Source organism: Streptomyces sp. NPDC111516 (assembly GCF_055635345.1).
In genome coordinates, this window is sequence record NZ_JBVKBV010000006.1 from 260908 (window position 1) to 284758 (window position 23851).

Here is a 23851-nt window from a genome sequence, read left to right on the forward strand (position 1 = left end):
GGCCCCCGCCGGACGACGAAGGGGCGGTCATCGGATACGCATCCGTGACCGCCCCTTCGTCGTGTGCGGGCCCGGCGGCTCAGCCGAGCAGGCCGCCGATGGGGTTCTGCCCGCCGCCGGAGGTCCCGCCGGTGGAGCCGCCGCCGTTGTCCGTACTGCCGCCGGTGGAGCCGCCGCCGGTGCCGGTGGAGCCGGAGGAGCTCGGGCCGGAGTTGCTGGACGGGGGCTGCTGCGGGGTCGTCCGCTGGGGGGGCTGCTGGACGGTGCCCTGGGTCTGGCTGGGCTGTCCCGCACCGGCCCCCGCCTGGCCGGACTCGCGGACCGAGCCCGCGGCGGGCGTGGACTCCTTGGCGGAGGGTGTGGTGGCGGCGCTGCTGCGGGAGGGCGAGGGGCGCTGCCCGCCGGGCGTGTGGGAGGCCCGGCCGCTGCGGGACTCCTGCGGGAGCGGGGAGCCGGGCAGCTGGTTGGTCGGGTTGCCGTCCGGGCCGGGCACGGTGACGACCTCGGAGGAGCGGACCGCGCCACCGAGCATGGAGCCCACGAGCAGGGTGAGGCCGACGACGACAGCGGCGACGACGGCGCCCCGCCGGAGCACCCGGCGGCGCAGGTCCCAGATCGCCGAGCGCGGGCCGAGCCTGCGCCATGCCTCACCGGCGAGGCGTCCGTCGACGGAGTAGACGGGGGCGCCCGCGATGATCAGCGGGCTCCAGGCGGCAAGGTAGATGATGTCCGGCGCGTCGTAGGCGGCGACGGTGCGCCAGCTGACGGTGACCAGCAGGGCGACGGAGAGGAGAGCGCCGAAGGTGGCGGCGACCCGCTGCCAGAGGCCGAGGACGGTGAGGACGCCGACGACGACCTGGAGGAAGGCGACGGTCAGCCCGGCGCCGACGGGGTGCGAGAGCGCGAAGTCGCGCAGCGGCTCGGCCAGCGCCCAGGGGTGCAGCGAGGTCAGCCACTTGACCATCGAGCCGCGCTCGCCGCCGTCGAAGTAGACGGGGTCGCACAGCTTGCCCATGCCTGCGTAGATCGAGATGAAGCCGAGGAAGACCCGCAGGGGCAGGAGCACGACGCCGAGGTTCATCCGGCGACCGGGGTAGTACCCGTGCCGCACGGAGTCGTAGCCGTGGCGCCGGCCCCGGGCCGCGGTGCTGTCGTCGTAGTCGTCCTCGTCGTACGCGGCGTCCTCGTCGTACGCGTCGTCCTGGTCGTACGCTCCCCGGCCGTACGGTCCGGTGTCGGCGGGGTCGTAGGCGCCGGTCGCCCGGCGCATGGGCGGCAGCAGGGGGCCGTTGCCGTGGCGGCCCGGCTGGTGGGGCGCGGTGATGACCGGGTTGGGCCGGGTCTCCTCCAGGCGCTCGATGACCTGGGTGCCGCCCGCGCCGAGCCCGCCGTCGAACTCGTGGCCCGCGTGGGCGGCATAGGGGTCGTAGGCGTCGTACGCGGTGGCCGGGCGGCCCGCGGTGGAGTTCCGTACGGCCTGCAGGAGTCTGGTGGCGCCGGGGTCACCTGGGGCGGACCTGCCGCTCCATACGACGGGCGAGCGCCTGCCGCGCCCCGCTCCGGTGCCGCCGCTCATGGCGGGGATCCTGGGCACGCCGACGGGGGCCGGACCGCGCAGCCGCGCGCGCTGGCCCTGGGCGAGCTGCACCCGGAAGCTGGCGTGGTTGACGATGACCTGCGCAGGGTCGCAGTTCACCTTGGTCATGCTCAGGGCAGGTTGGTCGTCGAACCGAGGCGTTCTGGTGTCCACACTCATCTAACCGAGTGATGTGTGTTTAGGACACTGCCTTGACGGGCCCGAAGTGTCCGAGGCCCGTCAATGGTCTCCGGCAAGGGGCGCCCCGGTCGGCCGCCCCCCGTCCGGGTGCACGTCAGGCCCGGCGCCGCGCGACCTCGTACAGGACGATCCCGGCCGCGACACCCGCGTTCAGCGACTCCGCGCCGCCCGGCATCGAGATGCGGACCCGGTAGTCGCAGGTCTCGCCGACGAGACGGCCGAGGCCCTTGCCCTCGCTGCCGATCACGATGACGACGGGGCCGGCGAGTGCCTCCAGGTCCTCGACGGTGTGCTCACCGTCCGCGGCGAGGCCGACGACGGTGATGCCGGCCTTCTGGTAGCTCTCCAGGGCCCGGGTCAGGTTCGTCACCCGGGAGACCGGCGTACGGGCCGCCGTGCCTGCGGAGGACTTCCAGGCGCCCGCCGTCATCCCGGCCGCGCGCCGCTCCGGCACGACCACGCCGTGGCCGCCGAACGCGGAGACGGAGCGGACGATCGCGCCCAGGTTGCGCGGGTCGGTGACGCCGTCGAGGGCGACGATCAGCGGGTCCTCGCCCTTGTCGTACGCGGCGGCGGTGAGGTCCTCCGGGTGCGCGTACTCGTACGGCGGGACCTGGAGGACGAGGCCCTGGTGGTTCAGGCCGTTCGTCATCCGGTCCAGCTCGGGGCGCGGGGCCTCCATCAGGTTGATGTTGCCGCGCTCACCGGCGAGCTGGAGCGCGTCGCGGACCCGCTCGTCGTTGTCGATGTACTGCTGGACGTACAGGGTCGTCGCCGGAACGCCGTCGCGCAGGGCCTCGTAGACCGGGTTGCGGCCGACGACCATCTCGGACGTGCCCTTGGCGCCGCCGCGCCGCGGCGCGGGGCGGCGGGCCGCGGCCTGCTTGGCCTGGGCGTTGGCGATGCGGTTCTTCTTGTGTCCCTTGCGGGCGGAGGCGGGCGGCGTCGGGCCCTTGCCTTCGAGGCCACGGCGTCGCTGCCCACCGCTGCCGACCTGCGCGCCCTTCTTGTTGGACGTGCGGCGGTTCCTGCGCTGGCTGTTCCCGGCCATGACCTACCTGTTTCGTTGCTTCTCAGACATGCGTGCGTATAAGTGAAGTGTGCCGCCCGGATCGCCGGGCGGCACATGGGGGGACTACTGGCGCGGGCCGAGTGTCCACCGTGGTCCGGCCGGGCTGTCCTCGATGACGAGCCCGGACTGGTTGAGCTGGTCGCGGATGGCGTCGGCTGCGGGCCAGTCCTTGCGCTCGCGGGCCGACTGTCGCTGGTCCAGGACGAGGCGTACGAGCGTGTCGACGACCCCGTGCAGGTCGTCGCCGCGGTCGCTCTCGCCCGCCCAGTGCTCGTCGAGCGGGTCGAGGCCGAGGACGCCGAGCATCGCGCGGACCTCCGCGAGCCGGGCGACGGCGGCTTCCTTGTCGTCGGCGGCGAGCGCGGAGTTGCCCTGGCGGACCGTGGTGTGGACGATCGCGAGCGCCTGCGGGACGCCCAGGTCGTCGTCCATCGCCTCGGCGAAAGCCGGCGGCACCTCGGTGGCGGGCTCGACCGTCTCGCCCGCCTTCTCGGTGACGCGCTGCACGAAGCCCTCGACCCGCGCGAACGCGGACTCGGCCTCGCGCAGGGCCTCTTCGCTGTACTCGATCATCGACCGGTAGTGCGGGGTGCCGAGGTAGTAGCGCAGCACGATCGGACGCCATTGCTTGACCATCTCGCTGACCAGCACGGAGTTGCCGAGCGACTTCGACATCTTCTCGCCGGACATGGTGACCCAGCCGTTGTGCACCCAGTACTTGGCGAACTCGTCGCCGAAGGCCTTGGCCTGGGCGATCTCGTTCTCGTGGTGCGGGAAGATCAGGTCGATGCCGCCGCCGTGGATGTCGAAGGCGGTGCCGAGGTACTTGTGGGCCATGGCGGAGCACTCCAGGTGCCAGCCGGGCCGGCCGCGGCCCCACGGGGTCTCCCAACTGGGCTCGCCCGGCTTGGTCGCCTTCCACATCGCGAAGTCGCGCTGGTCGCGCTTGCCGGTCTCGCCCTCGCCGGACGGCTGGCGCAGATCGTCCAGGTCCTGGTTGGAGAGCTCCAGATAGCCGGGGAAGGAGCGCACGTCGAAGTAGACGTTGCCGTCGGCGGCGTAGGCGTGACCGCGTTCGATCAGGCCGCGCATCATCTCGATCATCTCGGGGATGTGGCCGGTCGCCCGCGGTTCGTAGGTGACCGGGAGGCAGCCGAGCGCGTCGTATCCGGCGTTGAACGCCCGCTCGTTCTCGTATCCGATGGCCCACCACGGGCGGCCGTGCTCGGCCGACTTCGCGATGATCTTGTCGTCGATGTCGGTGACGTTCCGGATGAACGCGACGTCGTAGCCGCGGTACTCGAACCAGCGGCGCATGATGTCGAAGTTCAGCCCGGACCGGATGTGCCCGATGTGCGGGGCGGCCTGGACAGTCGCGCCACAGAGGTAGATCGAGACACAGCCCGCTGTGAGCGGGACGAAGTCACGGATCTGCCGGGCGCTGGTGTCGTACAGGCGAATAGTCACGCCTCAAGGGTAGTGGGCGCGCAGCTGTGCGCAGTGCCCCCTTGGGGCCTGCGGAACAACTTCGTGTTGTCGGCGCCCGAAAGTGCCCGCCGCCTTTGTCCTCAATCGCCGGACGGGCTCCATTTTTTCGGCGCCGTGTCCCGGGGCACCGTCGCCTGCCCGGCGGGTGGTGGCCCGGGGCCCCTCCGGGCAGGCGGCCCGCACCCACGGGGGCACGGTGCCGAAAATCCAGCCCGCCCGGCGCTTGAGGACGAAACCCCGCACCCCGGGCCCAGGACGAGAACCGCACCGCCCGCCGGGGCGACCCTGCACCCGGTGTCAGCCCACCCGGTAGACCAGCGCCGTCGCGAGCCCCGCGAGCCCCTCGGCCCGCCCGGTGAAGCCGAGCCCGTCGGAGGTGGCGGCGGAGAGCGAGACCGGCGCCCCCACGGCGGCCGACAGCACTCGCTGCGCCTCGTCCCGCCGCTTGCCGATCTTCGGCCGTACGCCGACGACCTGAACGGCGACGTTGCCGATCTCGAAGCCCTCGGCCCGCACGATCCGCGCCGCCTCGGTCAGCAGGGTGACCCCGGCGGCGCCGGACCACTCGGGCCGCCCGGTGCCGAAGTGCTGCCCGAGGTCGCCGAGTCCGGCGGCGGAGAAGAGCGCGTTGCACGCGGCGTGCGCGACGACATCGGCGTCGGAGTGCCCGGCCAGACCGGGGCCCTCGCCCTCCCACAGCAGCCCCGCGCACCACAGCTCGCGGCCCTCTTCGAAGGCGTGGATGTCCGTGCCGATCCCGACGAGCGGGATCACGGGCCCGGTCCGTTCCTCAGAAGCCATCGTTCGCCCTCCTGCGCGCGAGTACCGCCTCGGCCAGCACCAGATCCAGCGGCCGGGTCACCTTGAACGCCTCCTCGTGCCCGGGTACGACCACGACCGGCGCCCCGAGCCGCTCCACCATGCCCGCGTCGTCCGTGGCACCCTCGCCGCTGACGGCGACGGTCTCGTGCGCGCGCACCAGCGTGTCGCGGTCGAAGCCCTGCGGGGTCTGTACGGCGCGCAGCCGGGCCCGCACGGGCGTGCCGAGCACCGGCTCCGGCTCCCCCGGCGCACCCGGCTCGACCTCCTTGACGGTGTCGGCGAGCGGCAGCGCGGGCACGACGGCGGGCGCGCCGTCCCGTACCGCCTCGATCACCGCGTCCACGGTGTCGACGGGCACCAGCGGGCGGGCCGCGTCGTGGACGAGGACGGCGGAGATGCCCTCGGGCAGGGCGTCGAGGCCGAGCCGCACCGACTCCTGGCGGGTCTCACCACCGGGCACCACGAGGTAGTCGGTGCGCTCGGGCAGGGCGTGCTCGTCGAGCAGGTTCTTGACCTCGGGGGCGCCGTCCGGCGGCGCCACGACGACAACCAGGGAGACGGAACGGGACGCGGCCATGGCCCGTACCGCATGGATGAGCATGGGCGTCCCACCCAGCGCACGGAGCGCCTTGGGGGCGCCCGGGCCGAGCCGTACGCCGCGGCCGGCCGCGGGAATCACGGCGGCTGTGCGGTACGGACGCGATTGATCAGACATCGGTTGCACTCCGAAGCTTCTGCATGTTTGTTTCCACGGCCGACATGGGTATGGCCACAAGCGAGCCGGGCGCCACGCCATGACTCGACCGGGCCCTTTCCGTGACACCCGGCCGACGAGGGACACGCCGCACCGGCCGCTCAGGGTGGGCTGCGCAAGATCGCGAGCAACGTATCCGGGGGATTGCCGATGAAGCCAACGCATCGGTGAGTCGGGGCGAAATCCGGCCATGTCGTGGCCGAATCCAAACATGCCGCAGCGCCCGACGACATCCCGTGAATACGGTTGTCAGCGGGCACCGCGGCACATTATTTACGGCCGGCGTGAGCCGGTTCAGGACGCGAGTACCTCGTCGAGCAGAGCCTCGGCCTTGTCCTCGTTCGTGTTCTCCGCGAGAGCGAGCTCGCTCACCAGAATCTGGCGAGCCTTGGCGAGCATTCGCTTCTCACCTGCGGAGAGTCCACGCTCGCGCTCACGACGCCACAGGTCGCGAACCACTTCGGCGACCTTGATGACATCGCCCGAGGCGAGCTTCTCCAGATTTGCCTTGTAGCGCCGGGACCAGTTCGTCGGCTCTTCGGCATACGGTGCACGCAGCACTTCGAAGACCCGGTCCAGCCCCTCCTGCCCGACCACATCGCGTACGCCCACGAACTCCGCATTGTCCGCCGGCACACGAACCGTCAAGTCGCCCTGGGCGACCTTGAGCACCAAGTAGGTCTTGTCCACGCCTTTGATCTGGCGAGTTTCGATAGCCTCGATCAGCGCGGCCCCGTGATGGGGATAGACCACGGTGTCGCCAACCTTGAACGTCATGTGACAGGTACCCCTTCCGTGGCTATCAAGAGTAACACGAGAACAGCTTCTCCTGAATGGCGTTTTCGCAGGTCAGGGCATATCTCGGGGCTTGACAACAGCGACACGTACGTGCTGCGGAAGGCTCAGGGGAGACGGTATTCGCAGGTCGGAGCGGCTGTACAGGCGAGGCGAAACACGCACGTTACAGGCATCGGAACCCCGCTCCGAAGTGGTTGAACGTCCCGTTTTGCCGGGTTCAGGATGATGAACTTTACGTACTCCGTTCGGAGATCGATCACCCGCTCGGACACACGCGTGGTTGATCAATGGATATTGCCCAGCACCCCGATCGATCGGTTAATACGAACGGAATGCGCCACGCTCCATGACGCGCTCCATGAATTGATCACCAGCGATATGTGAACGGCACGTGTCGAGGGTTTCGGTGGTACTCCGTTCCGTGAACCCCGACCCCGGGACGGGCCCCGAACGGCACCGGGCCGGACCACGAAGGGGCGCGTAGGGGCGGGTCGGGTGCGGGGCGGGAGGGGCGGCTCGGTAGCCTAAGGCCGCTGACACACCCTTAGGGCGGCTTTAAGTCGCCCGCCCCTCCCGTCCGCAGTCCGAACGTTCAAGGAGTTGCCGCCGCCGTGAGCCGCAGCCTTCGACACGGCGCTCTCGCCGCCACAGCCATCGTGTTCTCGATCGCCTCGCTCGCCGCGTGCGGTGCGGGCAATGACGCAGCGACGCTCAAGGTCAGGCCGGACTCTGCTGCCACCACCTCCGGTGACATCAGCATCCAGAACGCGAACGTCATCACCCAGCCCGAGCGCAACGCGGTGGGCCCGGCCGTCGTCTCCGCGACGCTCTTCAACAACGGCACCAAGCAGCAGACCCTGGACGCCATCACCCTGCCGGGTACGAGCGCCGCGGTGCAGCTGCACGCCGCCCAGGGCAAGGGACCCGTCGTGGTTCCGGCCGGCGGCAAGGTGGTCCTCGGCGGCAAGGGCAACGCGTCCGCCGTGATCGAGAACGGCCGCGAGGCCGCGCAGGCGGGCAACGTGCAGCCCGTCGTCTTCAAGTTCAGCTCGACGGGGGAGATCCCGCTCGGCGCCTTCGTCGTTCCGGCGACCAGCTACTTCACGGGCTTCGGCCCGAGCTCGCTGCCGGTGGCGCCGACCGCCTCGGCGACCGCCGGCGCGCCCGGGTCCGAGTCCGGTTCCGGTTCCGGTTCCACGGACGAGGGGGTCGCTCCGACCGACTCCGCGTCCGCCTCGGCGCAGACCGGCTGACCGACGCGGGACGCGCGCACGCAGGCACGTGAACGGCGGAGGGCGCCTCCCTCCAGGGGGCGCCCTCCGCCATCGCGCACGGGTCGGTCTACGGCTCGAACTTGTACCCCAGGCCCCGCACCGTCACCAGGAAGCGCGGCGCGCCCGGGTCGGGCTCGATCTTCGCGCGCAGGCGCTTGACGTGGACGTCGAGGGTCTTGGTGTCACCCACGTAGTCCGCGCCCCAGACCCGGTCGATCAGCTGCATGCGGGTCAGCACCCGGCCCGCGTTGCGCAGCAACATCTCCAGCAGGTCGAACTCCTTGAGCGGGAGGTCGACCTTGCCGCCGGAGACCGTGACGACGTGGCGGTCCACGTCCATCCGGACCGGGCCCGCCTCCAGGGCGGCCGGCGTGACCTCCTCCGGCTCACCGCGGCGGCGCAGCACCGCGCGGATGCGGGCGACGAGCTCCCGCGAGGAGAACGGCTTGGTGACGTAGTCGTCGGCGCCTATTTCCAGGCCGACGACCTTGTCGATCTCGCTGTCCTTGGCCGTGACCATGATCACGGGGACGTTGGACCGGCTGCGCAGCTGACGGCAGACCTCCGTACCGGGCAGGCCCGGCAGCATCAGGTCGAGCAGCACGAGATCGGCGCCGTTGCGCTCGAACTCGTCGAGTCCGTCCGGGCCCGTCGCCGCGATGGCGACTTCGAAGCCCTCCTTGCGAAGCATGTACGACAGGGCGTCGCTGAAGGATTCCTCATCCTCGACGACAAGCACTCGGGTCACGGAAGGACCTCCGGGGCAGGGAATGGTTCACGGGTGTCGGGGTGAGCGGGTCCGTAGGGGCCCTCGTCGCCGTTGACGATGAGCGGTCCGCCCGGGCTGCGGTCGCGTTCTCGTACGGAGCCCGCTTCGGGCAGCCGCAGGGTGAAGGTGGAGCCCTGGCCCTCCGAGCTCCAGACCGTGACCTCCCCGCCGTGCGAGGCGGCCACGTGCTTGACGATGGCGAGGCCGAGGCCGGTGCCACCGGTGGCCCGGGAGCGGGCCGGGTCGACGCGGTAGAAGCGTTCGAAGACCCGCTCGCGGTCCTTCTCCGAGATGCCGATGCCCTGGTCGGTCACGGCTATCTCGATCTGGTCCCCGCCGGGTACGGACAGCCGCCTGGCGGCGATGCCCACTCGGGTACGGGCGGGGCTGTAGTTGACGGCGTTCTCGACGAGGTTGCCGAGCGCCGCGGCGAGCTGGCCGCGGTTGCCCCAGATGCGGAGCTCCGCGGTGCCGCCCGCCGCCATGGTGATCTGTTTCGAGCCGGCCTGCTGGCGGCAGCGGTCGATTGCCTCGGCCACCAGCTCGTCCACCCGGACCGGCTCGGCGTCCTCCAGCGGGTCGTCGTTCTGCACCCGGGAGAGGTCGATGATCTCCTGTACGAGGTTGGTCAGCCTGGTCGCCTCGATCTGCATCCGCCCCGCGAACCGCTCCACCGCCTCCGGGTCGTCGGAGGCGTCCATCACGGCCTCGGAGAGCAGCGAGAGCGCGCCGACCGGGGTCTTGAGCTCATGGCTGACGTTGGCGACGAAGTCGCGCCGCACCGCTTCGATACGGCGGGCCTCGGTGAGGTCCTCGACCAGCAGGAGCACCAGCCGGGAACCCAGCGGGGCGACCCGGGCGGAGACCGCGAGGGCCTCGCCGCGGCCGGTACCGCGCCGGGGAAGGTCCAGTTCGACCTGGCGTATCTCACCGTCACGACGGGTGTCCCGGGCCATGGTCAGCATCGCCTCGACAGCGAGCCGCCCGCCCCTGACCAGTCCCAGCGCATAGGCGGCGGAGCTGGCCTTGACCACGCTGTCGCTCTCGTCGAGCACGACCGCGGAGGAGCTGAGCACCGACAGGACCGTGTCCACCCCCGGGGGAAGGGAGGCATTGCTGTCGGGCCGCAGGGACGTGCGCGTCGGTTTCTTCTGGTCGCGCTCGCTCCAGCGGAACGCCAGCATGGCGATCACGCCGGTACACGCACCGCCGATCGCCGCAGCTGCGGCGACTGCCGCGTTCACGTCCATACGTCAAGGTTATGCGGGTCCGGGAGGACTCTCCCAGCCATCCAAGTGCCTGTCCGAACACTCGTCGCCCAGAGTTCACCGAGGAGCAAGGGTTGGTTCACTTGGGCGGCCGGAAGCCGACGCGTACGCCGCCCAGGGTGGCAGCGTGGGGCTCACAGCCTGCCCCGGCATTGCACAGAGGACTGGAGAGGGACTTCCATGCGTGACGCCTACCACGAGGAACTCGACTCGATCGGCGAGGGGCTGGTCGAGATGGCCCGACTCGTCGGGTCGGCGATCGGCCGGGCGACGACGTCCATGCTCGATGCCGATCTCAAGCTCGCGGAGAGCGTGATCGCCGCGGACCAGAAGGTCGACGACCTGCAGCACGACCTGGAGGCGCGGGCCATCGCCCTGCTCGCGCGCCAGCAGCCCGTGGCGACGGATCTGCGGATCGTGGTCACGTCACTGCGGATGAGCGCCGACCTGGAGCGCTCGGGGGACCTCGCCCAGCACGTCGCCAAGCTGGCCCGGCTGCGGTTCCCGGAAACGGCGGTGCCGCACGACCTGCACGCCACCATCCTGGAGATGGGGCAGCTGGCGCAGCGCCTGATGGCCAAGGCCGCCGAGGTGATCATCACCAAGGACGTCGATCTGGCACTTCAGCTGGAGCAGGACGACGACGAGATGGACCTGCTGCACCGCACGCTGTTCCAGCACCTGATGGACGACCGCTGGAAGCACGGCATCGAGACGGCCGTCGACGTGACGCTGCTCGGCCGCTACTACGAGCGCTTCGCCGACCACGCGGTGTCGGTCGCCAAGCGGGTCGTCTACCTGGTGACGGGTGAGCACGCCGACGAGATCCAGCAGCAGCAGACGGCGGTGGAGAGCGCGTAGCGGGGCGGGAAGCGGGGTCACTGCGGGCGTGGCCCCGCGGGACCGTGGGCCATGGGCCGTGGGCCGTGGGCCGTGGCGGGCCGTGACACAGGGGTGCGGGGCGTACGCGGTCGCATTCGGTCGCACATGCGTCTCTGCGCGTGTGCGCCGTTGACGCGCCCGCCCGGGCGCGCATGAAATGGGGTGGGGCGGCACGTCTTGTCCGTACGCCCCGGTCGTGCGCGCGTCGCTGTGGCGTACGGCCCTGTCGTACGCCTAGAGGAGGGACCATGGCCGATTCCCCCACGACCGACCCCCAGCAGGAGGCACCCGCCGACGTGGTGCACCTGACCGTGCTCGGCGCCTGCGGCTGCGGCTCGGGCTGCGGATGCGGCTGCCAGTCCGGGGCCCCGTGCCAGTGCGGTGGCTGCTGCGGCTGACCGGCCGCCACGGGAGCCGAAGGGCGCCCCGCGCGGAGCAGGCTGCTCGCTGCTCCGCGCGGGGCGCCGTCGTGTGTGGGTGGCCCGTCTCAGCCCGCCGGCTCGGCGGAAGGCGCGGCCCCGGCAGCAGTGGGGACACCGCTCCCCTCGCCGCCGCTCTCCGCCACCCGGCTGCCGCCCCCGGAGGCGGCAGCGTCCTCCGCCGGCAGATTGCGCATCAGCAGCCAGTACCCGAGCGCGGCCCCGGTGCCCAGGACGGCGCAGGTGCCCCACAGCCACGCCGCCCCGAAGCGGTCGATCACCACACCCGACATCAGGGGTGCGATCAGCGCCGCCGCGGACCAGGACATCGTGTACATGCCTTGATAGCGGCCCCGGCCCTGGGCGGGCGAGAGCCGGACCACGAGACCGGTCTGGATGGGCGAGTTGACGATCTCGGCGACCGTCCAGACGCAGATGGTCAGCGCGTACACGGCGACGGACCCGGCAAACGCGGTCAGCCCGAATCCGTACCCCGCGAGCAGCGACGACATGATGAGCAGCCGGCGCGGATCGCGGTGCTGGATGAAGCGGGTGACCGGGATCTGGAGCACCACGATCAGCACACCGTTGACGGCGACGGCGGTGCCGAAGTCGGAGCTGGAGAACCCGTCCGCCCCCATGGCCACCGGCAGCCCCACGTACCCCTGCTGGAAGATCAGCGCGATCACGAAGGACAGCCCGACGACGCTCATGAACCGCCCGTCGCGCAGCACCGTGGAGAGCCGGACCTCGTCCGCGCCGCCGACCGCACGGCCGGGCACCGCCGACTTCTCGGGCCGCGACTCGGGCACCTTCATGAAGACGACGAAGGCGCAGACCAGCGTCATCGCGGCCTCGCCCAGGAACCCGGCGAGATAGCTGTACTCGGCGACGAACCCGGCCCCGGCCGAGGAGACGGCGAAGCCGAGATTGATCGCCCAGTAGTTGAGCGAGAAGGCCCGCACCCGGTCCTCGGGCCGGACGATGTCCGCCATCATGGCCTGCACGGCGGGCCGCGAGGCGTTGCTGGCCATGCCCACGACGAAGGCGACGGCCGCGATCGCCACCGGGTGGACCATGAACCCGAGGACGGCCACGGACACGGCGGTCGAGGTCTGCGCGATGAGCATGGTGGGCCGCCGGCCGAGCCGGTCGGTCATCACCCCCGCCCCGAGCGAGGAGACGACCCCGCCGAGCCCGTGCAGCGCCGCGACCAGACCGGCGTACGAGGCGGAGTACCCCCGGTCCAGGGTCAGGTAGAGCGCCATGAACGTGGCGACGAACGCCCCGAGGCGGTTGACCAGCGTGCTGGTCCACAGCCACCAGAACTCCCTGGGGAGGCCGGACACGGATTCATGTGCGGCCCGTCTGAGACCGGCGACAGACATACGGAATCCCCCCAGGGAAGTACAGAACGGACACCATCAGTAAGAGGTCCGATGGCCACCCGAACATTACGAATCCCGGATTCCGGTCCGCTACTCAATTGACGCCGCCCGTCAATCGTCACGCCCCCGGGCCGGCCTCACACCCCTCACCCGCCCCACCTGTCCCCCCACTGTCCCCGACCTGTCCGCCCCGTGACCGGCCGCGCAGCGCCCGAACGGCTTCGATTACGCTCGGACCCATGGCCGACGCACCGTACAAGCTGATCCTCCTCCGCCACGGCGAGAGCGAATGGAACGCGAAGAACCTGTTCACCGGTTGGGTGGACGTCAACCTCACCGAGAAGGGCGAGAAGGAGGCAGTACGCGGCGGTGAGCTGCTCAAGGACGCCGGCCTGCTCCCCGATGTCCTGCACACCTCCCTCCAGAAGCGCGCCATCCGCACCGCGCAGCTCGCGCTGGAAGCCGCGGACCGCCACTGGATCCCCGTCCACCGCTCCTGGCGGCTGAACGAGCGCCACTACGGCGCCCTGCAGGGCAAGGACAAGGCGCAGACGCTCGCCGAGTTCGGCGAGGAGCAGTTCATGCTCTGGCGCCGCTCGTACGACACCCCGCCGCCCGCCCTGGAGGACGGCACCGAGTTCTCCCAGAGCGACGACCCGCGCTACGCGACGATCCCGCCGGAGCTGCGCCCGCGCACCGAGTGCCTCAAGGACGTCGTCGTCCGCATGCTGCCGTACTGGTACGACGGCATCGTCCCGGACCTCCTGGCCGGCCGCACGGTCCTGATCGCCGCCCACGGCAACAGCCTCCGCGCCCTGGTCAAGCACCTCGACGGCATCTCCGACGCCGACATCGCGGGCCTGAACATCCCGACCGGCATCCCGCTCGCCTACGAACTGGACGCCGACTTCCGCCCGGTCAAGCCGGGCGGCACGTACCTCGACCCGGACGCGGCGAAGGCCGCCATCGAGGCCGTGAAGAACCAGGGCAAGAAGAAGTAGTTCGTCCGCTGCCGGCCCCCTGCCCGCGGTTTTTCCGCGACAGGGGGCTTGTTGCTTCGCTGGGGCCGCTCCTGGGCACCAGGCCCTGTCCTGTCGATCTTCGTGGATCGGCCCGGGGCGTCCGGTGCGGTGCATCGCGAGGCGGAGGATCGTCCTCGCACTGGACGTACTCGGGCGACTCCGACAACGCGGCGAGGTGCCGTGCCAGACGTTCCGGGCCCGCGAAGACCGGCCGGACAGGGCCTAGCGGCCCGGTCGTTCCGTGATCCAGCGCGCGGCGAGCAGACCGGACAGCGCGGTGAGGGCGGCGGCGGCGAGGACGGTCGCCTTCAGGCCGAGTGCGTCGGCGAGGACGCCCGCGACGAGAGCTCCGGCGGCGTAGCCGAGGTCGCGCCAGAAGCGGTAGGTGCCCAGCGCGTTCGCCCGCCAGGCGGGGTGGGCGCGGTCGGAGACGGAGGCGATGAGCGCCGGGTAGACCATCGCGGTGCCCAGCCCAAGGGCTACGGCGGAGAGGACGCCCGCCAGGAGGGGACGGTCGAGGATCGCCAACGCTGCGAGGAGACCGCCGGCTTGGACGAGCATTCCCGTGACGATGAGCGGTTTACGGCCGATCCGGTCTGCCAGGTGGCCCGCGGGTATCTGCCCCATGCCCCACAGGAGCGGATAGAGCCCCTTGATCAGGCCGATGGCGGCGATGCCGAGCCCGTGGTCGGCGAAGAGCAGCGGGAAGACGCCCCAGGTGAGGCCGTCGTTGAGGTTGTTGACGAGGCCGGCCTGGCTCGCGCCGCGCAGGGAGCGGTCGCGCCACGAGGTGCGCGCGAACACGGTTGAGAATGACGGATTCCGTTCCTTGGGGGCCCGGGCGGGCGGCATCCGGGACAGTTCCAGGGCGACATGGGCGCCGGTGTCCCGTACCAGGAGCGAAAGGCCGAACCCGGCGGCGACGAAGACGATGCCGATCGCTTCGGGGGCCGGTCGCAGGCCGTGGGAGGCTGCCAGGTAGCCGGTGAGGAGGGCCGTCGTGCCGACGGCGACGTATCCGGCGGCCTCGTTCAGCCCGGTGGCCAGACCCCGGCGGGCCGGCCCCACGAGGTCGATCTTCATGTTCACGGTCATCGACCACGTCATGCCCTGGTTGACGCCCAGCAGGACATTCGCGGCCAGGATCCACCACCAGGACGGGCCCCACGCCAGCATGAAGGGCACCGGCATGCCGACGAGCCACCCGGCCAGGAGGAGTTGCCTGCGGCGGAAACGGGACGTGAGGGTGCCTGCCGCGAGGTTGGTGAGGGCCTTGGTGAGGCCGAAGGCGACGATGAAGGAGAAGACGGCCAGGTTGCTCGTCAGCCCGAAGACCTCGGTGCCGATGAGCGGAACCGTCGTGCGCTCCAGACCGACGAGCGCACCGACACTGGCCGTGACGACCACCAGCAGGGTGAACTGAGCCCAGTTCTCCCGGAGGCCCAGCCGCACTCCATGCGAGGGCGAGACCGCGCCGGTCCGCTGTTCCATCGCTACGCCATCCCTCTCAAGATCCGATTACTCGCAGGTCAGCATACCCCCGAGGGTATTTTTCACCATGTGACATGGGATACCCATGGGGGTATTTGACTTCCTGCCGCGCATCCGCCTACGGTCGAAGGCGTCAATACCTAGGGGGGTATCTGGAACGAGGCATCTTCATGCGTGAAGTGGACCTGAACGTCTTCGCGGCAAAGCTCGCGAACGGCGCGTTCGTGATCGACGTCCGGGAGCCGGACGAGTACCGGGCCGGCCACGTGCCCGGCGCCCGTCCCGCGCCACTGTCCACGCTCGACGCTGTCGTGAGCGCCCTGCCCGGTGACCGGACCGTCTACGTGATCTGCGCGAGTGGCAACCGCAGTGGCCTGGCCACCGAGCACCTCCGGACTCTCGGCGTGGACGCCGTCTCGGTCGCGGGCGGGACCGCCGCCTGGGCCCGGGCAGGTCGCCCCATCGACCACGGTGCTGCGGCCGAGACCGCCTGAAGCCCGAAACCCCGGGCCTGTTCAAAAGGCGCCAACGCGCCTTCGACCGACTTTCCGCACCCGGCCGGGTGCGCGTCCCCCGACGGAGGGTCTGCCGTGTTCTTCACCCAGTACTACCTCGACTGCCTCTCCCAGGCGTCGTACGTGATCGCCGACGAGACGACCGGCCGGGCCGTGGTCGTCGACCCGCGCAGAGACGTCTCGGAGTACCTGGCCGACGCCCAGGCGCACGGCTTCACCGTCGTGGGCGTAATCAACACCCACTTCCATGCCGACTTCATCGCCGGTCACCTGGAGCTGGCCGACCACACCGGTGCCTGGATCGGCTACGGCCACCGCGCCGAGACCGAGTACCCCATCCGCAAGCTCACCGACGGTGAACGTGTCTCCCTCGGCGATGTCACCCTGCAGATCATGGAGACCCCCGGCCACACCCCCGAGTCGATCAGCGTCCTGGTGTACGAGCACGCCGACGACACGGTTCCCTACGGAGTGCTGACCGGCGACGCGCTGTTCATCGGCGACGTCGGCCGCCCCGATCTGCTCGCCTCCGTGGGCGTGAGCGCGGACGAACTCGGTGCGATGCTTCACGACAGCGTCCAGAACAAGCTGATGGCGCTGCCCGACGCGGTCCGGGTCTTCCCCGCCCACGGCGCCGGCTCCTCCTGCGGCAAGAACCTCTCCACCGAGAAGCAGTCCACCATCGGAGAACAGCGCGCCACCAACTACGCCTGTGCGCCGATGAGTCGTGAGGACTTCGTCGCACTCGTCACCGCCGGCCAGTCCGCCGCACCCGGGTACTTCGCCTTCGACGCGGAACTCAACCGCAAGGACCGCGGCCTGTTCGACTCGGCCGCGGCGCCCCGCCCGCTGTCCCTGACCGAGTTCACCGAGCTGCGGCAGGCGGGGGCGGTCGTGGTCGACGCCCGGGCCCCGCAGGAGTTCGCCAACGGTCACCTGCGCGGGGCGGTCAACGTACCCGCCGAGGGCCGGTTCGCCGAACAGGCCGGCACCGTCCTCGACCCGTCCGACGAGCTGATCGTGATGGCTCCGGAGAACCGGGAGGAGGAAGTCGTCACCCGCCTCGCCCGCATCGGCTTCGACCGTGCGGTGGGCTACCTCCGCAACCCCGAGGACGCCCTGAAGGAGCTGGCCGAGGAGGCCGCTCCCGCAAGCCGCCTGACCGCTGCACAGCTGCGCACCGCCCTGCAGGGGGAGAACCCCCCGCTCCTCGTCGACGTACGCACCTGCGGAGAGCGCGGCGCGAACGGCTTCATCGAGGGCGCCACGCACATCGCCCTGAGCGAACTGCCCACGCGTCTGGATGAGATCCCCACCGACCGGCCCCTCGTCCTGCACTGCGCCGGCGGCCACCGCTCCTCGATCGCGGCCAGCCTGCTGCGCCACCGCGGCTTCAAGGACGTCTCCGACCTTCTCGGCGGCTACGCCGCCTGGGCCCTGTCGGCGGAACCCGCCGGCGTCTGACCGTCCTCCTCCCGCGAACTCCCGGCACGCCCCGGGCAGGGGTCATCCCCCGTCCGGTCGGCCACCCAGCCGATTCCGAATCCCCCCAGGTATCCACACACCCCTCTTCGAACGGAGCCTCCCATGGCTGAGAAGTCCGCCCAGACCTCCTCAATCACCCCGGCCGTCCTGCACCGACTCGTACAGGAGGAACGCGCACCGCGAATCCTCGACGTGCGCACGCCCGGCGAGTTCCGCACGGTCCACATCCCCGGCGCCTACAACGTGCCCCTCGCGACCCTGCGCGAGCACCGGAACGAACTGCTGGCCCACCTCGACGAGGACGTCATCCTGGTCTGCCGCTCCGGGGACCGTGCCGCCCAGGCCGAAAAGGCTCTGGCCGAGGCCGGCCTGCCGAACCTCCGTGTGCTGGAGGGCGGCATCAGCGCCTGGGAGATGGCAGGCGCTCCCGCGAACCGCGGCGCCGACCGCTGGGACATGGAGCGCCAGGTCCGGCTCGTCGCCGGTTCGATCGTCCTTGCCACCGGAGTGGTGGGCCTCTTCGTTCCCGGCGCGCACCTCATCGGCACCGCGGTCGGCGCAGGCCTGACGTACGCGGCTCTGAGCAACTCCTGTGCCATGGGCGTCCTGCTGTCCAAACTCCCCTACAACCGCGGACCGCGCACCGATATCCGCAACGTGATCGCAGAACTGCGAGGCACGTCATGATCGGGCACACCGTCGTGAACCCGTGAGCCGTGTGGTGTCCGGAAGGCCGTCGAAGTGGTGGGCGGCGGGCCGGTGTTCGCCCGTCGTCATGCATTCGACGGCGCCGGCCACCTCGTCGAAGTCGATCACGAATCCCTGGTGCCGCATCGTCCAGGTCCTGTCCTGTCGATCGGATCGTCGTCCCACAGGGGAGGCGTTACGGTGCCCGCCGTCCAGTCGCGGCGCAGGATCGCATAGCCGACGGTGTCGTGGACCGTTCCGTCGTATGCCGGCCACGCGTCGCGGTAGTGCGCTTCCTTGACGTAGCCGCAGCGCAGGAAGACGCGCCGCATCGGGACGTTGTCCTGTCGGGTAGTGCCCTCGACGCGACGTATCTCCGGGAACTCCGTGAACAGGTATCGCGTCAGCCACGTCACGGTCCGCGCCCCGATGCCGTTGCCCCGGTGCGCGGACCGGATCCGCAGATCGAACAGGGGCGTATCGTCGGACAGTTCCATGAGCCGGACCAGACCGACGGACGTCCCGTCCGCAACGATCCAGAAGCTGCGGTTCTCCTCGCTCGCGAAGCGCCCCTCGGCGACCCACTGGCGTGCTGTCGCATCGTCCACCTCGCTGATCACATGGAAGGGCCACCTCTCTCCGGTCAGAAAGCGGATGAGGGCATCAGCATCGGAGTCGCTCAGGCGCCGGAAGTCGATGTTCATGGGGCCGCACCTTACGGGTGCGACGCCGGCCACCGCGGGCTCCGGGGCGCGGACGGTGGCGATCCGGACGCTTCGTACGTGCTCGGCCGCAAAACCCGCCAGGTCAGCGGCCAGTTGGTGGGCCCCCGACTATTGCCGCCACCTGACGCCCCGTCGCGCAGCAGTATGTCCCATGATGTTCCGACCCCGGCGGAAACGTATCGCGTGGGCTCCGCCCCCGTCTCCGGGCCTGGCGCTAACGTGACCCAAGTACCGGCCCGCGCAAGGGCGGAGCCGACCGGGCAGGCCGTGCGGAGAGAGCAAGGAGAGCGGGGAGAGCAACCATGGGCGAGCCCCTGAAGACCTTCGTCGGCGGTGCCGAAGTCGACGTGCCCAACAGCATCCCGGACATCCGGGCGACCCTTCCCGAGGAGAGACGCGAGGAGTTCGACCGCGCCATCAACGACGCCGGCGTGGGCGAGATCCAGGCGGTCATGCGGCACTGGATGCTGGAGGCCGTACCCGATCCGGAGGCCGAGAAGATCCTGGACCGGCTGGCGCAGGACGAGGCCGAGAGGCGGACCGTAGCTTGAGCTTCCGCATCTCCTACGCCCCGCCCGCCGACGACACCCTGGCCAAGATGCGCGAAGGCGAGACCTTCCGCGACGAGATGGCACGCACCCTGGGCCTCGACCCGTACGGACACGGGTCGTCGGCCGTCAAGGGCGAGCGCGACCGGCGCGAGGCGACGGTCGCCGGGGCGATCGTGCTCTATTACGTCTCCGGGTCGGTCCTGACCGTCACCGTGGTGAGGCTCGTCCCACTGCCCTGAACAAACGGGTGCCGGACGCGGACACCGGCGCCCACGAGCGGGACCTGCTCACTCCCCGGAGTCCGCCGGAACGTCGATGATCCTGCCGTTCTCGTCCACGGAGTGGGTCTCCCAGTACGTGTCCCATTTGTCGCCCACGTGCTTGGGAACCTTGCCCTCCGGATACCGGACGTACCCCTTGGGCGGATCCTCGCCGTTGGGCACGCACGCCGATCCGGTGCTCCCGACGGTCATGACCGGGTATTCGCCGCCCCGGCAGATCGCGTCCTGGAGCGAGCAGCCCGCGGTCAGCATCGCCGCGGTCGCGGAGACCAGGGCGGCGCCGACCGCGAACCCGCCCACGCGGCCATGTCGGTTGCTTCCGTGCACAGTTGCCTCCCTCGGGGGCTGTTGGTACGACCAGCCTGCCCGGAAAGCGAGACACCGATCACGAGCACGAATACGTACTCATGTCTACAGCGGAGCCCTACGCCAGCTTCGCGGCCTGCGCGTCGATCACCGCGGTCGGCAGCTCGAAGTCCCCGCCCCCGCCCATCGCAGCCAGGTTCATCGAGGAGAACGAGGCGATCGTGGGGCCCTGACGCAGCGCCACCAGCTTCAACTGGACCTTTTCCCCGTCCTGTTCCAGCTGCACCGTCCAGGCGACCGCTTCCTCGCCGCCCTTGACCTGCTCCTCGGTGACCTTGCCGACCTTCTGCTTCTCACCGGCCGCCGTGAAGTCGAACCCGCCCGCGCATTCGGTGGCCGCGGTACGCAGAGAGGCGACGGACTCCTCCGCACCCTTGCCGTCGTACGAGCCGAGGGCAAGCTGCGTCGTCGTGATGTCGAAGGCCGTCTTGAACGCCTCTTCGGGGTCCGCGCCGTCCTTGTCCATGCTGCCCTTCTTGGGCTCGCTGACGACGGTCCGCTTGGTGAACGCTCCGGGCTCACCGACCTGCGCGCCCATCAGCGCGTGCGCGAGCGGGGCGCAGACCTCCTTCTCGACCTTGATGTCTTCGACGGGGACGACGTCCTTGGCCGCGGCCTTGGAAATCTTGTGCCCCTTGACGTCGCCCTGGGTGAGCGCGGCCTTCTCCAGCTCGGCGGCGGTCAGCGCCTTGGCCGGCTTCGCGGCCGCGGACTCCTTGCCCTTGGCATCCGCACTCTTGCCGCCGGAAGCGGAATCGGAGTCCGAGCCGCCCCCGCAACCGGTGGCGAGCAGAGCCAGGGACACCGCGGCGGCGGCTACAGCGGTACGGCGTATGGCGGAGGATCGCATGAGTCCGGTCCGTCTCTCTGAGCTGGGGTCTTCGGGTTTTGCCCACTCTATGAGCGGGAGTTGGTTTGTTGATCAACAAAGGAGGGCACGGGATGTGATCGTGACGGCGCCGTGATCGTCCCGTGAAGGCCCAGGCCCTCACCGCAAGCCCTAACGATTTCCGACACAGAGGGGCATTTCCGCTCGTGCAGATGGATGAGACAACTTCGCGTGTTCTCCGAGCCGTTGGCGTGACGGAGGAACGGATAACCACGTGCACTCCCCTTGCCGGAGGCACGTTCAACGCCGTGACCCGGATCGCTCTCACCGATGGCAGCGACTGGGTGGTGAAGATACCGCCGCCCGCGGCCGCCGGGACCCTCATGAGCTATGAGCGCGATCTGCTGGTCAACGAGGTCGAGTTCTACACCAGTGCGAGGGCGTCGACAGCGGTGGTCCCCCACGTCCTGCACAGCGAACTCACTCAAATTTTCTCGGAGTTCGCGGAGTTCTCGGAGGCATCCACGTCATCCGAGCCCCCGACCGGTCCGTACGTGATCATGTCGGCGTGCCCGGGCCGGCCCTGGGCCGAGATCGCCCCTGACGCCATGTCCGATGCGGAGGAGCACCGGCTGAGGAACGAGCTGGGGCGGATCGTCGCCCGCCTGCACTCCGTCACGGGCCCCGCCGGATTCGGCTATCCGGGGCAGGCGTTGGGACCGCTGTCGCCGACCTGGCGGCAGGCGTTCACCGCGATGACCGATGCCGTCCTCGCCGACGCCGACACCTACCGCGCCCGGCTGCCGCGCTCGACGGCCGGTATCCGTGCGCTGTTCGCCGCCGCGTCCCCCGTGCTCGACGACGTCACCCGGCCCGCCCTGGTCCACTTCGACCTGTGGCAGGGCAACCTGCTCGTCGACGGGGAGCCCGGCGCGCGCACCATCGGCGGGATCGTCGACGGCGAGCGGATGTTCTGGGGCGATCCGGTCGCCGACTTCGTATCGCTCGCGCTGTTCGCGAACATGGAGGACGACGCGGACTTCCTCGCCGGATACGCGGAGGGCGCCGGACGCCCGGTCGTGTTCGACGCCTCCGTGCGGCTGCGGCTCGCGCTGTACCGCTGCTACCTCTACCTGATCATGCTGGTGGAGACCGTCCCGCGCCGCGTTCCGCGGGAACACCTGGAATGGGCCTGGACGGAGGTCGGTCCGCAGCTCGTATCGGCGCTCGAGGACGTGGAGTCGGCGCTGCGGGCAAGGGACTGACGCTTCCGGCGGGCCGAACCGCTGCCGACGGTCAGCCGGCCGGGCGCTGGGTCAGATGCGTGAACGCGTCCAGGTTCCGCGTGGACTCGCCGCGCGACACCCGCCACTCGTACTCCTTGCGGATCGCGCTCGCGAAACCCAGCTCCAGCAGGGTGTTGAACGAGCCGTCGGCCGCTTCCAGGACCGTGCCGAGCAGCCGGTCCAGCTCCTGCGGGGTGACCACGGAGAGCGGCAGCTTGCCGACGAGGTAGATGTCGCCGAGCGGGTCGATCGCGTAACTCACGCCGAAGAGACGGAGGTTGCGCTCCAGCAGCCAGCGGTGGACCGCCGCGTCGTTCTCGTCCGGATGGCGGACGACGAAGGCGTTGAGGGAGAGCGAGTGCTTGCCGACGCGCAGTGAGCAGGTGGTGGACAGCTTGCGCGTGCCGGGCAGCGTGACGACGTAGTCACCGGGTTCGGGGCTCTCCCAGGCGAGCCCGGCGTCCTCCAGGGTCGCCTCGATGACCTGCGCGACCTGCGCGGCCTGCGTCGTCGCCGCCACAGCCGTTGCCGCTTCGTCGGGTACGTCAGCCATGGTGCGAGCGTACGCGACGGCGGTGTTCGTGCATCGCGGCCATGTACACGTCGGCGGTCGCGGACGCGGCGGTGTCCCAGCCGAAGCCCTGGGCGTGCGCGGCGGCGGCCGCACCCATCCGGGCGACCAGTTCCGGCGCTTCGGCGAACCGGCCCAGTGCCTGGGCGTACGCCTGCGGGTCGTGCCCCGGTATCAGGAAGCCGCTGACCCCGTCCCGCACCGCCACCGGGAGCCCGCCGACGGCCGCCGCGACGACCGGGGTGCCCGCCGCCTGGGCCTCTATGGCGACCAGGCCGAAGGATTCGCTGTACGAGGGCATGACCAGCACCGACGCAGCCCGGAACCAGTCGGCGAGCTGGTCCTGCCCGACCGGCGGGTGGAACCGTACGACGTCCGCGATACCGAGCCGGGCGGCCAGCTTCTGCAGCCCCTCCGGCTTGGCGAGTCCGCTGCCGCTGGGGCCGCCGACGACCGGTACGACCATCCGGGTGCGCAACGAGGGATCGAGGTCCAGCAGGGCGGCGACGGCCCGCAGCAGCACGTCCGGGGCCTTCAGCGGCTGGATGCGCCCCGCGAAGAGCGGGATCAGGGCGTCCTGCGGCAGTCCGAGGCGCGCACGCGCCGCCGCCCGTCCGTCGGCCGGGCGGAAACGGTCCAGGTTGACCCCGGGGTGGACGACGGCGACGGACCCGGGATCGGCCTCGTAGAAGCGGACGAGCTCGTCCGCCTCCCCGGCGGTGTTCGCGATCAGCCGGTCGGCCGCGCTGACGATCTGGGTCTCGCCGATGACGCGGGCGGCGGGCTCCGGGGTGTCGCCCTCGGCGAGCGAGGCGTTCTTGACCTTGGCCATGGTGTGCATGGCGTGGACAAGCGGGACACCCCAGCGCTGGGCCGCGAGCCAGCCGACGTGACCGGAGAGCCAGTAGTGGGAGTGGACCAGGTCGTAGTAGCCGGGGCGCTGACCGGCCCACGCCTGCATCACGCCGTGTGTGAAGGCACAGAGCTGAGCGGGCAGCTCCTCCTTGGCCAGACCCTCGTACGGTCCCGCGTCGATGTGCCGGACCAGGACCCCGGGCGCCAGTTCGACCGCCGGGGGCAGCCCACCGGTGGTGGACCGGGTGAAGATCTCGACCTCGATGTTGATCGCGGCGAGGCGCCTGGCCAGCTCCACGATGTAGACGTTCATGCCGCCCGCGTCACCCGTGCCCGGCTGGTGCAGCGGCGAGGTGTGCACGGAGAGCATCGCGACCCGGCGGGGTCTGCGGTGGCCGCCGGGGAAGGCGGTGGGGAACCTGAGGCGCGGCGCGACACGGCTGCTGCCGAGCCGGGAGACGTACTGACTCACGTCG

Annotated in this window: 25 protein-coding genes; 10 read left to right on the forward strand and 15 right to left on the reverse strand. The window is 70.6% G+C overall.

Going from position 1 to position 23851, the window contains the following annotated elements:
- Positions 1–79 precede the first annotated feature (79 nt).
- From ACZ7L9_RS15095 to ACZ7L9_RS15120, 6 genes are all read right to left on the reverse strand, one after another.
- The gene (locus ACZ7L9_RS15095) at positions 80–1705 is read right to left on the reverse strand and encodes a DoxX family membrane protein (protein WP_471415562.1); all 1626 of its coding nucleotides are present in this window, start codon (positions 1703–1705) and stop codon (positions 80–82) included.
- A gap of 166 nt (positions 1706–1871) precedes the next feature.
- Positions 1872–2828: a 23S rRNA (guanosine(2251)-2'-O)-methyltransferase RlmB gene (rlmB, locus tag ACZ7L9_RS15100; protein WP_471415564.1), complete on the reverse strand. Its 957-nt coding sequence runs from the start codon at positions 2826–2828 to the stop codon at positions 1872–1874.
- An 84-nt stretch (positions 2829–2912) separates the two neighbouring features.
- Entirely contained in the window at positions 2913–4316 is a 1404-nt protein-coding gene (gene cysS / locus ACZ7L9_RS15105; protein WP_471415565.1) for a cysteine--tRNA ligase, read from the reverse strand.
- Between the two features lie 318 nt (positions 4317–4634).
- Positions 4635–5138, reverse strand: a complete 504-nt coding sequence (gene ispF / locus ACZ7L9_RS15110) for a 2-C-methyl-D-erythritol 2,4-cyclodiphosphate synthase (RefSeq protein ID WP_471415567.1) — start codon at positions 5136–5138, stop codon at positions 4635–4637.
- On the reverse strand, positions 5128–5874 hold the full coding sequence (ispD, locus tag ACZ7L9_RS15115) for a 2-C-methyl-D-erythritol 4-phosphate cytidylyltransferase (RefSeq protein ID WP_471415568.1): 747 nt from the start codon (positions 5872–5874) through the stop codon (positions 5128–5130). The genes ispF and ispD overlap by 11 nt, the downstream gene beginning before the upstream one ends.
- 333 nt (positions 5875–6207) lie before the next feature.
- Positions 6208–6690 (reverse strand): CarD family transcriptional regulator, encoded by a 483-nt coding sequence (locus ACZ7L9_RS15120; RefSeq protein ID WP_006380568.1) that lies wholly within the window; start codon positions 6688–6690, stop codon positions 6208–6210.
- A 632-nt stretch (positions 6691–7322) separates the two neighbouring features.
- On the opposite strand from ACZ7L9_RS15120, the gene ACZ7L9_RS15125 reads away from it, so the two are divergent.
- On the forward strand, positions 7323–7964 hold the full coding sequence (locus ACZ7L9_RS15125; RefSeq protein WP_471415570.1) for a copper chaperone PCu(A)C domain-containing protein: 642 nt from the start codon (positions 7323–7325) through the stop codon (positions 7962–7964).
- A gap of 88 nt (positions 7965–8052) precedes the next feature.
- Here ACZ7L9_RS15125 and phoP read toward each other — a convergent pair whose 3' ends face one another.
- Together phoP and phoR are read right to left on the reverse strand one after the other, a co-directional pair.
- Positions 8053–8724, reverse strand: a complete 672-nt coding sequence (gene phoP, locus ACZ7L9_RS15130; protein ID WP_470916301.1) for a two-component system response regulator PhoP — start codon at positions 8722–8724, stop codon at positions 8053–8055.
- 5 nt (positions 8725–8729) lie between these two features.
- On the reverse strand, positions 8730–10004 hold the full coding sequence (gene phoR, locus ACZ7L9_RS15135; RefSeq protein ID WP_471415571.1) for a two-component system sensor histidine kinase PhoR: 1275 nt from the start codon (positions 10002–10004) through the stop codon (positions 8730–8732).
- A gap of 198 nt (positions 10005–10202) precedes the next feature.
- Between phoR and phoU the strand changes: the two genes are divergently transcribed.
- Positions 10203–10883: a phosphate signaling complex protein PhoU gene (gene phoU, locus ACZ7L9_RS15140; RefSeq protein WP_471415573.1), complete on the forward strand. Its 681-nt coding sequence runs from the start codon at positions 10203–10205 to the stop codon at positions 10881–10883.
- Between the two features lie 269 nt (positions 10884–11152).
- Entirely contained in the window at positions 11153–11302 is a 150-nt protein-coding gene (locus ACZ7L9_RS15145) for a hypothetical protein (protein WP_351075307.1), read from the forward strand.
- An 89-nt stretch (positions 11303–11391) separates the two neighbouring features.
- Here the strand turns inward: ACZ7L9_RS15145 and ACZ7L9_RS15150 are convergent, their stop codons facing one another.
- On the reverse strand, positions 11392–12711 hold the full coding sequence (locus ACZ7L9_RS15150) for an MDR family MFS transporter (protein WP_471415574.1): 1320 nt from the start codon (positions 12709–12711) through the stop codon (positions 11392–11394).
- A gap of 239 nt (positions 12712–12950) precedes the next feature.
- Here ACZ7L9_RS15150 and ACZ7L9_RS15155 point away from each other — a divergent pair, with 239 nt between their 5' ends.
- On the forward strand, positions 12951–13712 hold the full coding sequence (locus ACZ7L9_RS15155; protein WP_471415575.1) for a phosphoglyceromutase: 762 nt from the start codon (positions 12951–12953) through the stop codon (positions 13710–13712).
- A gap of 243 nt (positions 13713–13955) precedes the next feature.
- Here ACZ7L9_RS15155 and ACZ7L9_RS15160 read toward each other — a convergent pair whose 3' ends face one another.
- The gene (locus ACZ7L9_RS15160) at positions 13956–15224 is read right to left on the reverse strand and encodes an MFS transporter (protein WP_471415577.1); all 1269 of its coding nucleotides are present in this window, start codon (positions 15222–15224) and stop codon (positions 13956–13958) included.
- Positions 15225–15394: 170 nt separating this feature from the next.
- Here ACZ7L9_RS15160 and ACZ7L9_RS15165 point away from each other — a divergent pair, with 170 nt between their 5' ends.
- The 3 genes from ACZ7L9_RS15165 (at position 15395) to ACZ7L9_RS15175 (ending at position 17911) form a co-directional block, all read left to right on the forward strand.
- A complete protein-coding gene (locus tag ACZ7L9_RS15165; RefSeq protein WP_471415579.1) occupies positions 15395–15718 on the forward strand; it encodes a rhodanese-like domain-containing protein in 324 nt (107 codons plus the stop codon).
- 96 nt (positions 15719–15814) lie between these two features.
- The gene (locus ACZ7L9_RS15170; RefSeq protein WP_471415580.1) at positions 15815–17203 is read left to right on the forward strand and encodes an MBL fold metallo-hydrolase; all 1389 of its coding nucleotides are present in this window, start codon (positions 15815–15817) and stop codon (positions 17201–17203) included.
- A gap of 123 nt (positions 17204–17326) precedes the next feature.
- Complete coding sequence (locus ACZ7L9_RS15175; RefSeq protein ID WP_471415581.1) at positions 17327–17911, forward strand: rhodanese-like domain-containing protein; 585 nt, start codon at positions 17327–17329, stop codon at positions 17909–17911.
- 125 nt (positions 17912–18036) lie between these two features.
- Here ACZ7L9_RS15175 and ACZ7L9_RS15180 read toward each other — a convergent pair whose 3' ends face one another.
- A complete protein-coding gene (locus tag ACZ7L9_RS15180) occupies positions 18037–18615 on the reverse strand; it encodes a GNAT family N-acetyltransferase (protein WP_471415583.1) in 579 nt (192 codons plus the stop codon).
- A 323-nt stretch (positions 18616–18938) separates the two neighbouring features.
- Between ACZ7L9_RS15180 and ACZ7L9_RS15185 the strand changes: the two genes are divergently transcribed.
- Together ACZ7L9_RS15185 and ACZ7L9_RS15190 are read left to right on the forward strand one after the other, a co-directional pair.
- Positions 18939–19187: a hypothetical protein gene (locus ACZ7L9_RS15185; RefSeq protein ID WP_351202622.1), complete on the forward strand. Its 249-nt coding sequence runs from the start codon at positions 18939–18941 to the stop codon at positions 19185–19187.
- Positions 19184–19426 (forward strand): hypothetical protein, encoded by a 243-nt coding sequence (locus ACZ7L9_RS15190; RefSeq protein WP_471415585.1) that lies wholly within the window; start codon positions 19184–19186, stop codon positions 19424–19426. Before ACZ7L9_RS15185 ends, ACZ7L9_RS15190 begins: the two co-directional genes overlap by 4 nt.
- Before the next feature lie 48 nt (positions 19427–19474).
- On the opposite strand, the gene ACZ7L9_RS15195 is transcribed toward ACZ7L9_RS15190, so the two are convergent.
- Together ACZ7L9_RS15195 and ACZ7L9_RS15200 are read right to left on the reverse strand one after the other, a co-directional pair.
- Positions 19475–19768, reverse strand: a complete 294-nt coding sequence (locus ACZ7L9_RS15195; RefSeq protein WP_471415701.1) for an SCO0607 family lipoprotein — start codon at positions 19766–19768, stop codon at positions 19475–19477.
- A 124-nt stretch (positions 19769–19892) separates the two neighbouring features.
- Positions 19893–20684 carry a hypothetical protein gene (locus ACZ7L9_RS15200; RefSeq protein WP_471415586.1) on the reverse strand — a complete coding sequence of 264 codons (792 nt, stop codon included), beginning with the start codon at positions 20682–20684 and terminating at the stop codon, positions 19893–19895.
- Positions 20685–20875: 191 nt separating this feature from the next.
- On the opposite strand from ACZ7L9_RS15200, the gene ACZ7L9_RS15205 reads away from it, so the two are divergent.
- Positions 20876–21928 (forward strand): phosphotransferase family protein, encoded by a 1053-nt coding sequence (locus ACZ7L9_RS15205; protein ID WP_471415588.1) that lies wholly within the window; start codon positions 20876–20878, stop codon positions 21926–21928.
- 31 nt (positions 21929–21959) lie between these two features.
- Here the strand turns inward: ACZ7L9_RS15205 and ACZ7L9_RS15210 are convergent, their stop codons facing one another.
- Positions 21960–22502, reverse strand: coding sequence for a type III secretion system chaperone family protein (locus ACZ7L9_RS15210; RefSeq protein ID WP_471415590.1), 543 nt, complete (start codon positions 22500–22502; stop codon positions 21960–21962).
- Entirely contained in the window at positions 22495–23847 is a 1353-nt protein-coding gene (gene mshA, locus ACZ7L9_RS15215; RefSeq protein ID WP_471415592.1) for a D-inositol-3-phosphate glycosyltransferase, read from the reverse strand. The genes ACZ7L9_RS15210 and mshA overlap by 8 nt, the downstream gene beginning before the upstream one ends.
- Between the last annotated feature and the right edge of the window lie 4 nt (positions 23848–23851).

Coding starts and splice junctions, on each gene's coding strand:
- phoU (WP_471415573.1), top strand. CDS start 10,203: ATGCGTGACGCCTACCACGAGGAACTCGACTCGATCGGCGAGGGGCTG.
- ACZ7L9_RS15160 (WP_471415577.1), bottom strand. CDS start 15,224: ATGGAACAGCGGACCGGCGCGGTCTCGCCCTCGCATGGAGTGCGGCTG.
- ACZ7L9_RS15145 (WP_351075307.1), top strand. CDS start 11,153: ATGGCCGATTCCCCCACGACCGACCCCCAGCAGGAGGCACCCGCCGAC.
- ACZ7L9_RS15180 (WP_471415583.1), bottom strand. CDS start 18,615: ATGAACATCGACTTCCGGCGCCTGAGCGACTCCGATGCTGATGCCCTC.
- ACZ7L9_RS15165 (WP_471415579.1), top strand. CDS start 15,395: ATGCGTGAAGTGGACCTGAACGTCTTCGCGGCAAAGCTCGCGAACGGC.
- ACZ7L9_RS15175 (WP_471415581.1), top strand. CDS start 17,327: ATGGCTGAGAAGTCCGCCCAGACCTCCTCAATCACCCCGGCCGTCCTG.
- ACZ7L9_RS15210 (WP_471415590.1), bottom strand. CDS start 22,502: ATGGCTGACGTACCCGACGAAGCGGCAACGGCTGTGGCGGCGACGACG.
- ACZ7L9_RS15150 (WP_471415574.1), bottom strand. CDS start 12,711: ATGTCTGTCGCCGGTCTCAGACGGGCCGCACATGAATCCGTGTCCGGC.
- ispD (WP_471415568.1), bottom strand. CDS start 5,874: ATGTCTGATCAATCGCGTCCGTACCGCACAGCCGCCGTGATTCCCGCG.
- ACZ7L9_RS15205 (WP_471415588.1), top strand. CDS start 20,876: ATGGATGAGACAACTTCGCGTGTTCTCCGAGCCGTTGGCGTGACGGAG.
- ACZ7L9_RS15155 (WP_471415575.1), top strand. CDS start 12,951: ATGGCCGACGCACCGTACAAGCTGATCCTCCTCCGCCACGGCGAGAGC.
- ispF (WP_471415567.1), bottom strand. CDS start 5,138: ATGGCTTCTGAGGAACGGACCGGGCCCGTGATCCCGCTCGTCGGGATC.
- ACZ7L9_RS15120 (WP_006380568.1), bottom strand. CDS start 6,690: ATGACGTTCAAGGTTGGCGACACCGTGGTCTATCCCCATCACGGGGCC.
- ACZ7L9_RS15200 (WP_471415586.1), bottom strand. CDS start 20,684: ATGCGATCCTCCGCCATACGCCGTACCGCTGTAGCCGCCGCCGCGGTG.
- ACZ7L9_RS15095 (WP_471415562.1), bottom strand. CDS start 1,705: ATGACCAAGGTGAACTGCGACCCTGCGCAGGTCATCGTCAACCACGCC.
- ACZ7L9_RS15185 (WP_351202622.1), top strand. CDS start 18,939: ATGGGCGAGCCCCTGAAGACCTTCGTCGGCGGTGCCGAAGTCGACGTG.
- phoR (WP_471415571.1), bottom strand. CDS start 10,004: ATGGACGTGAACGCGGCAGTCGCCGCAGCTGCGGCGATCGGCGGTGCG.
- rlmB (WP_471415564.1), bottom strand. CDS start 2,828: ATGGCCGGGAACAGCCAGCGCAGGAACCGCCGCACGTCCAACAAGAAG.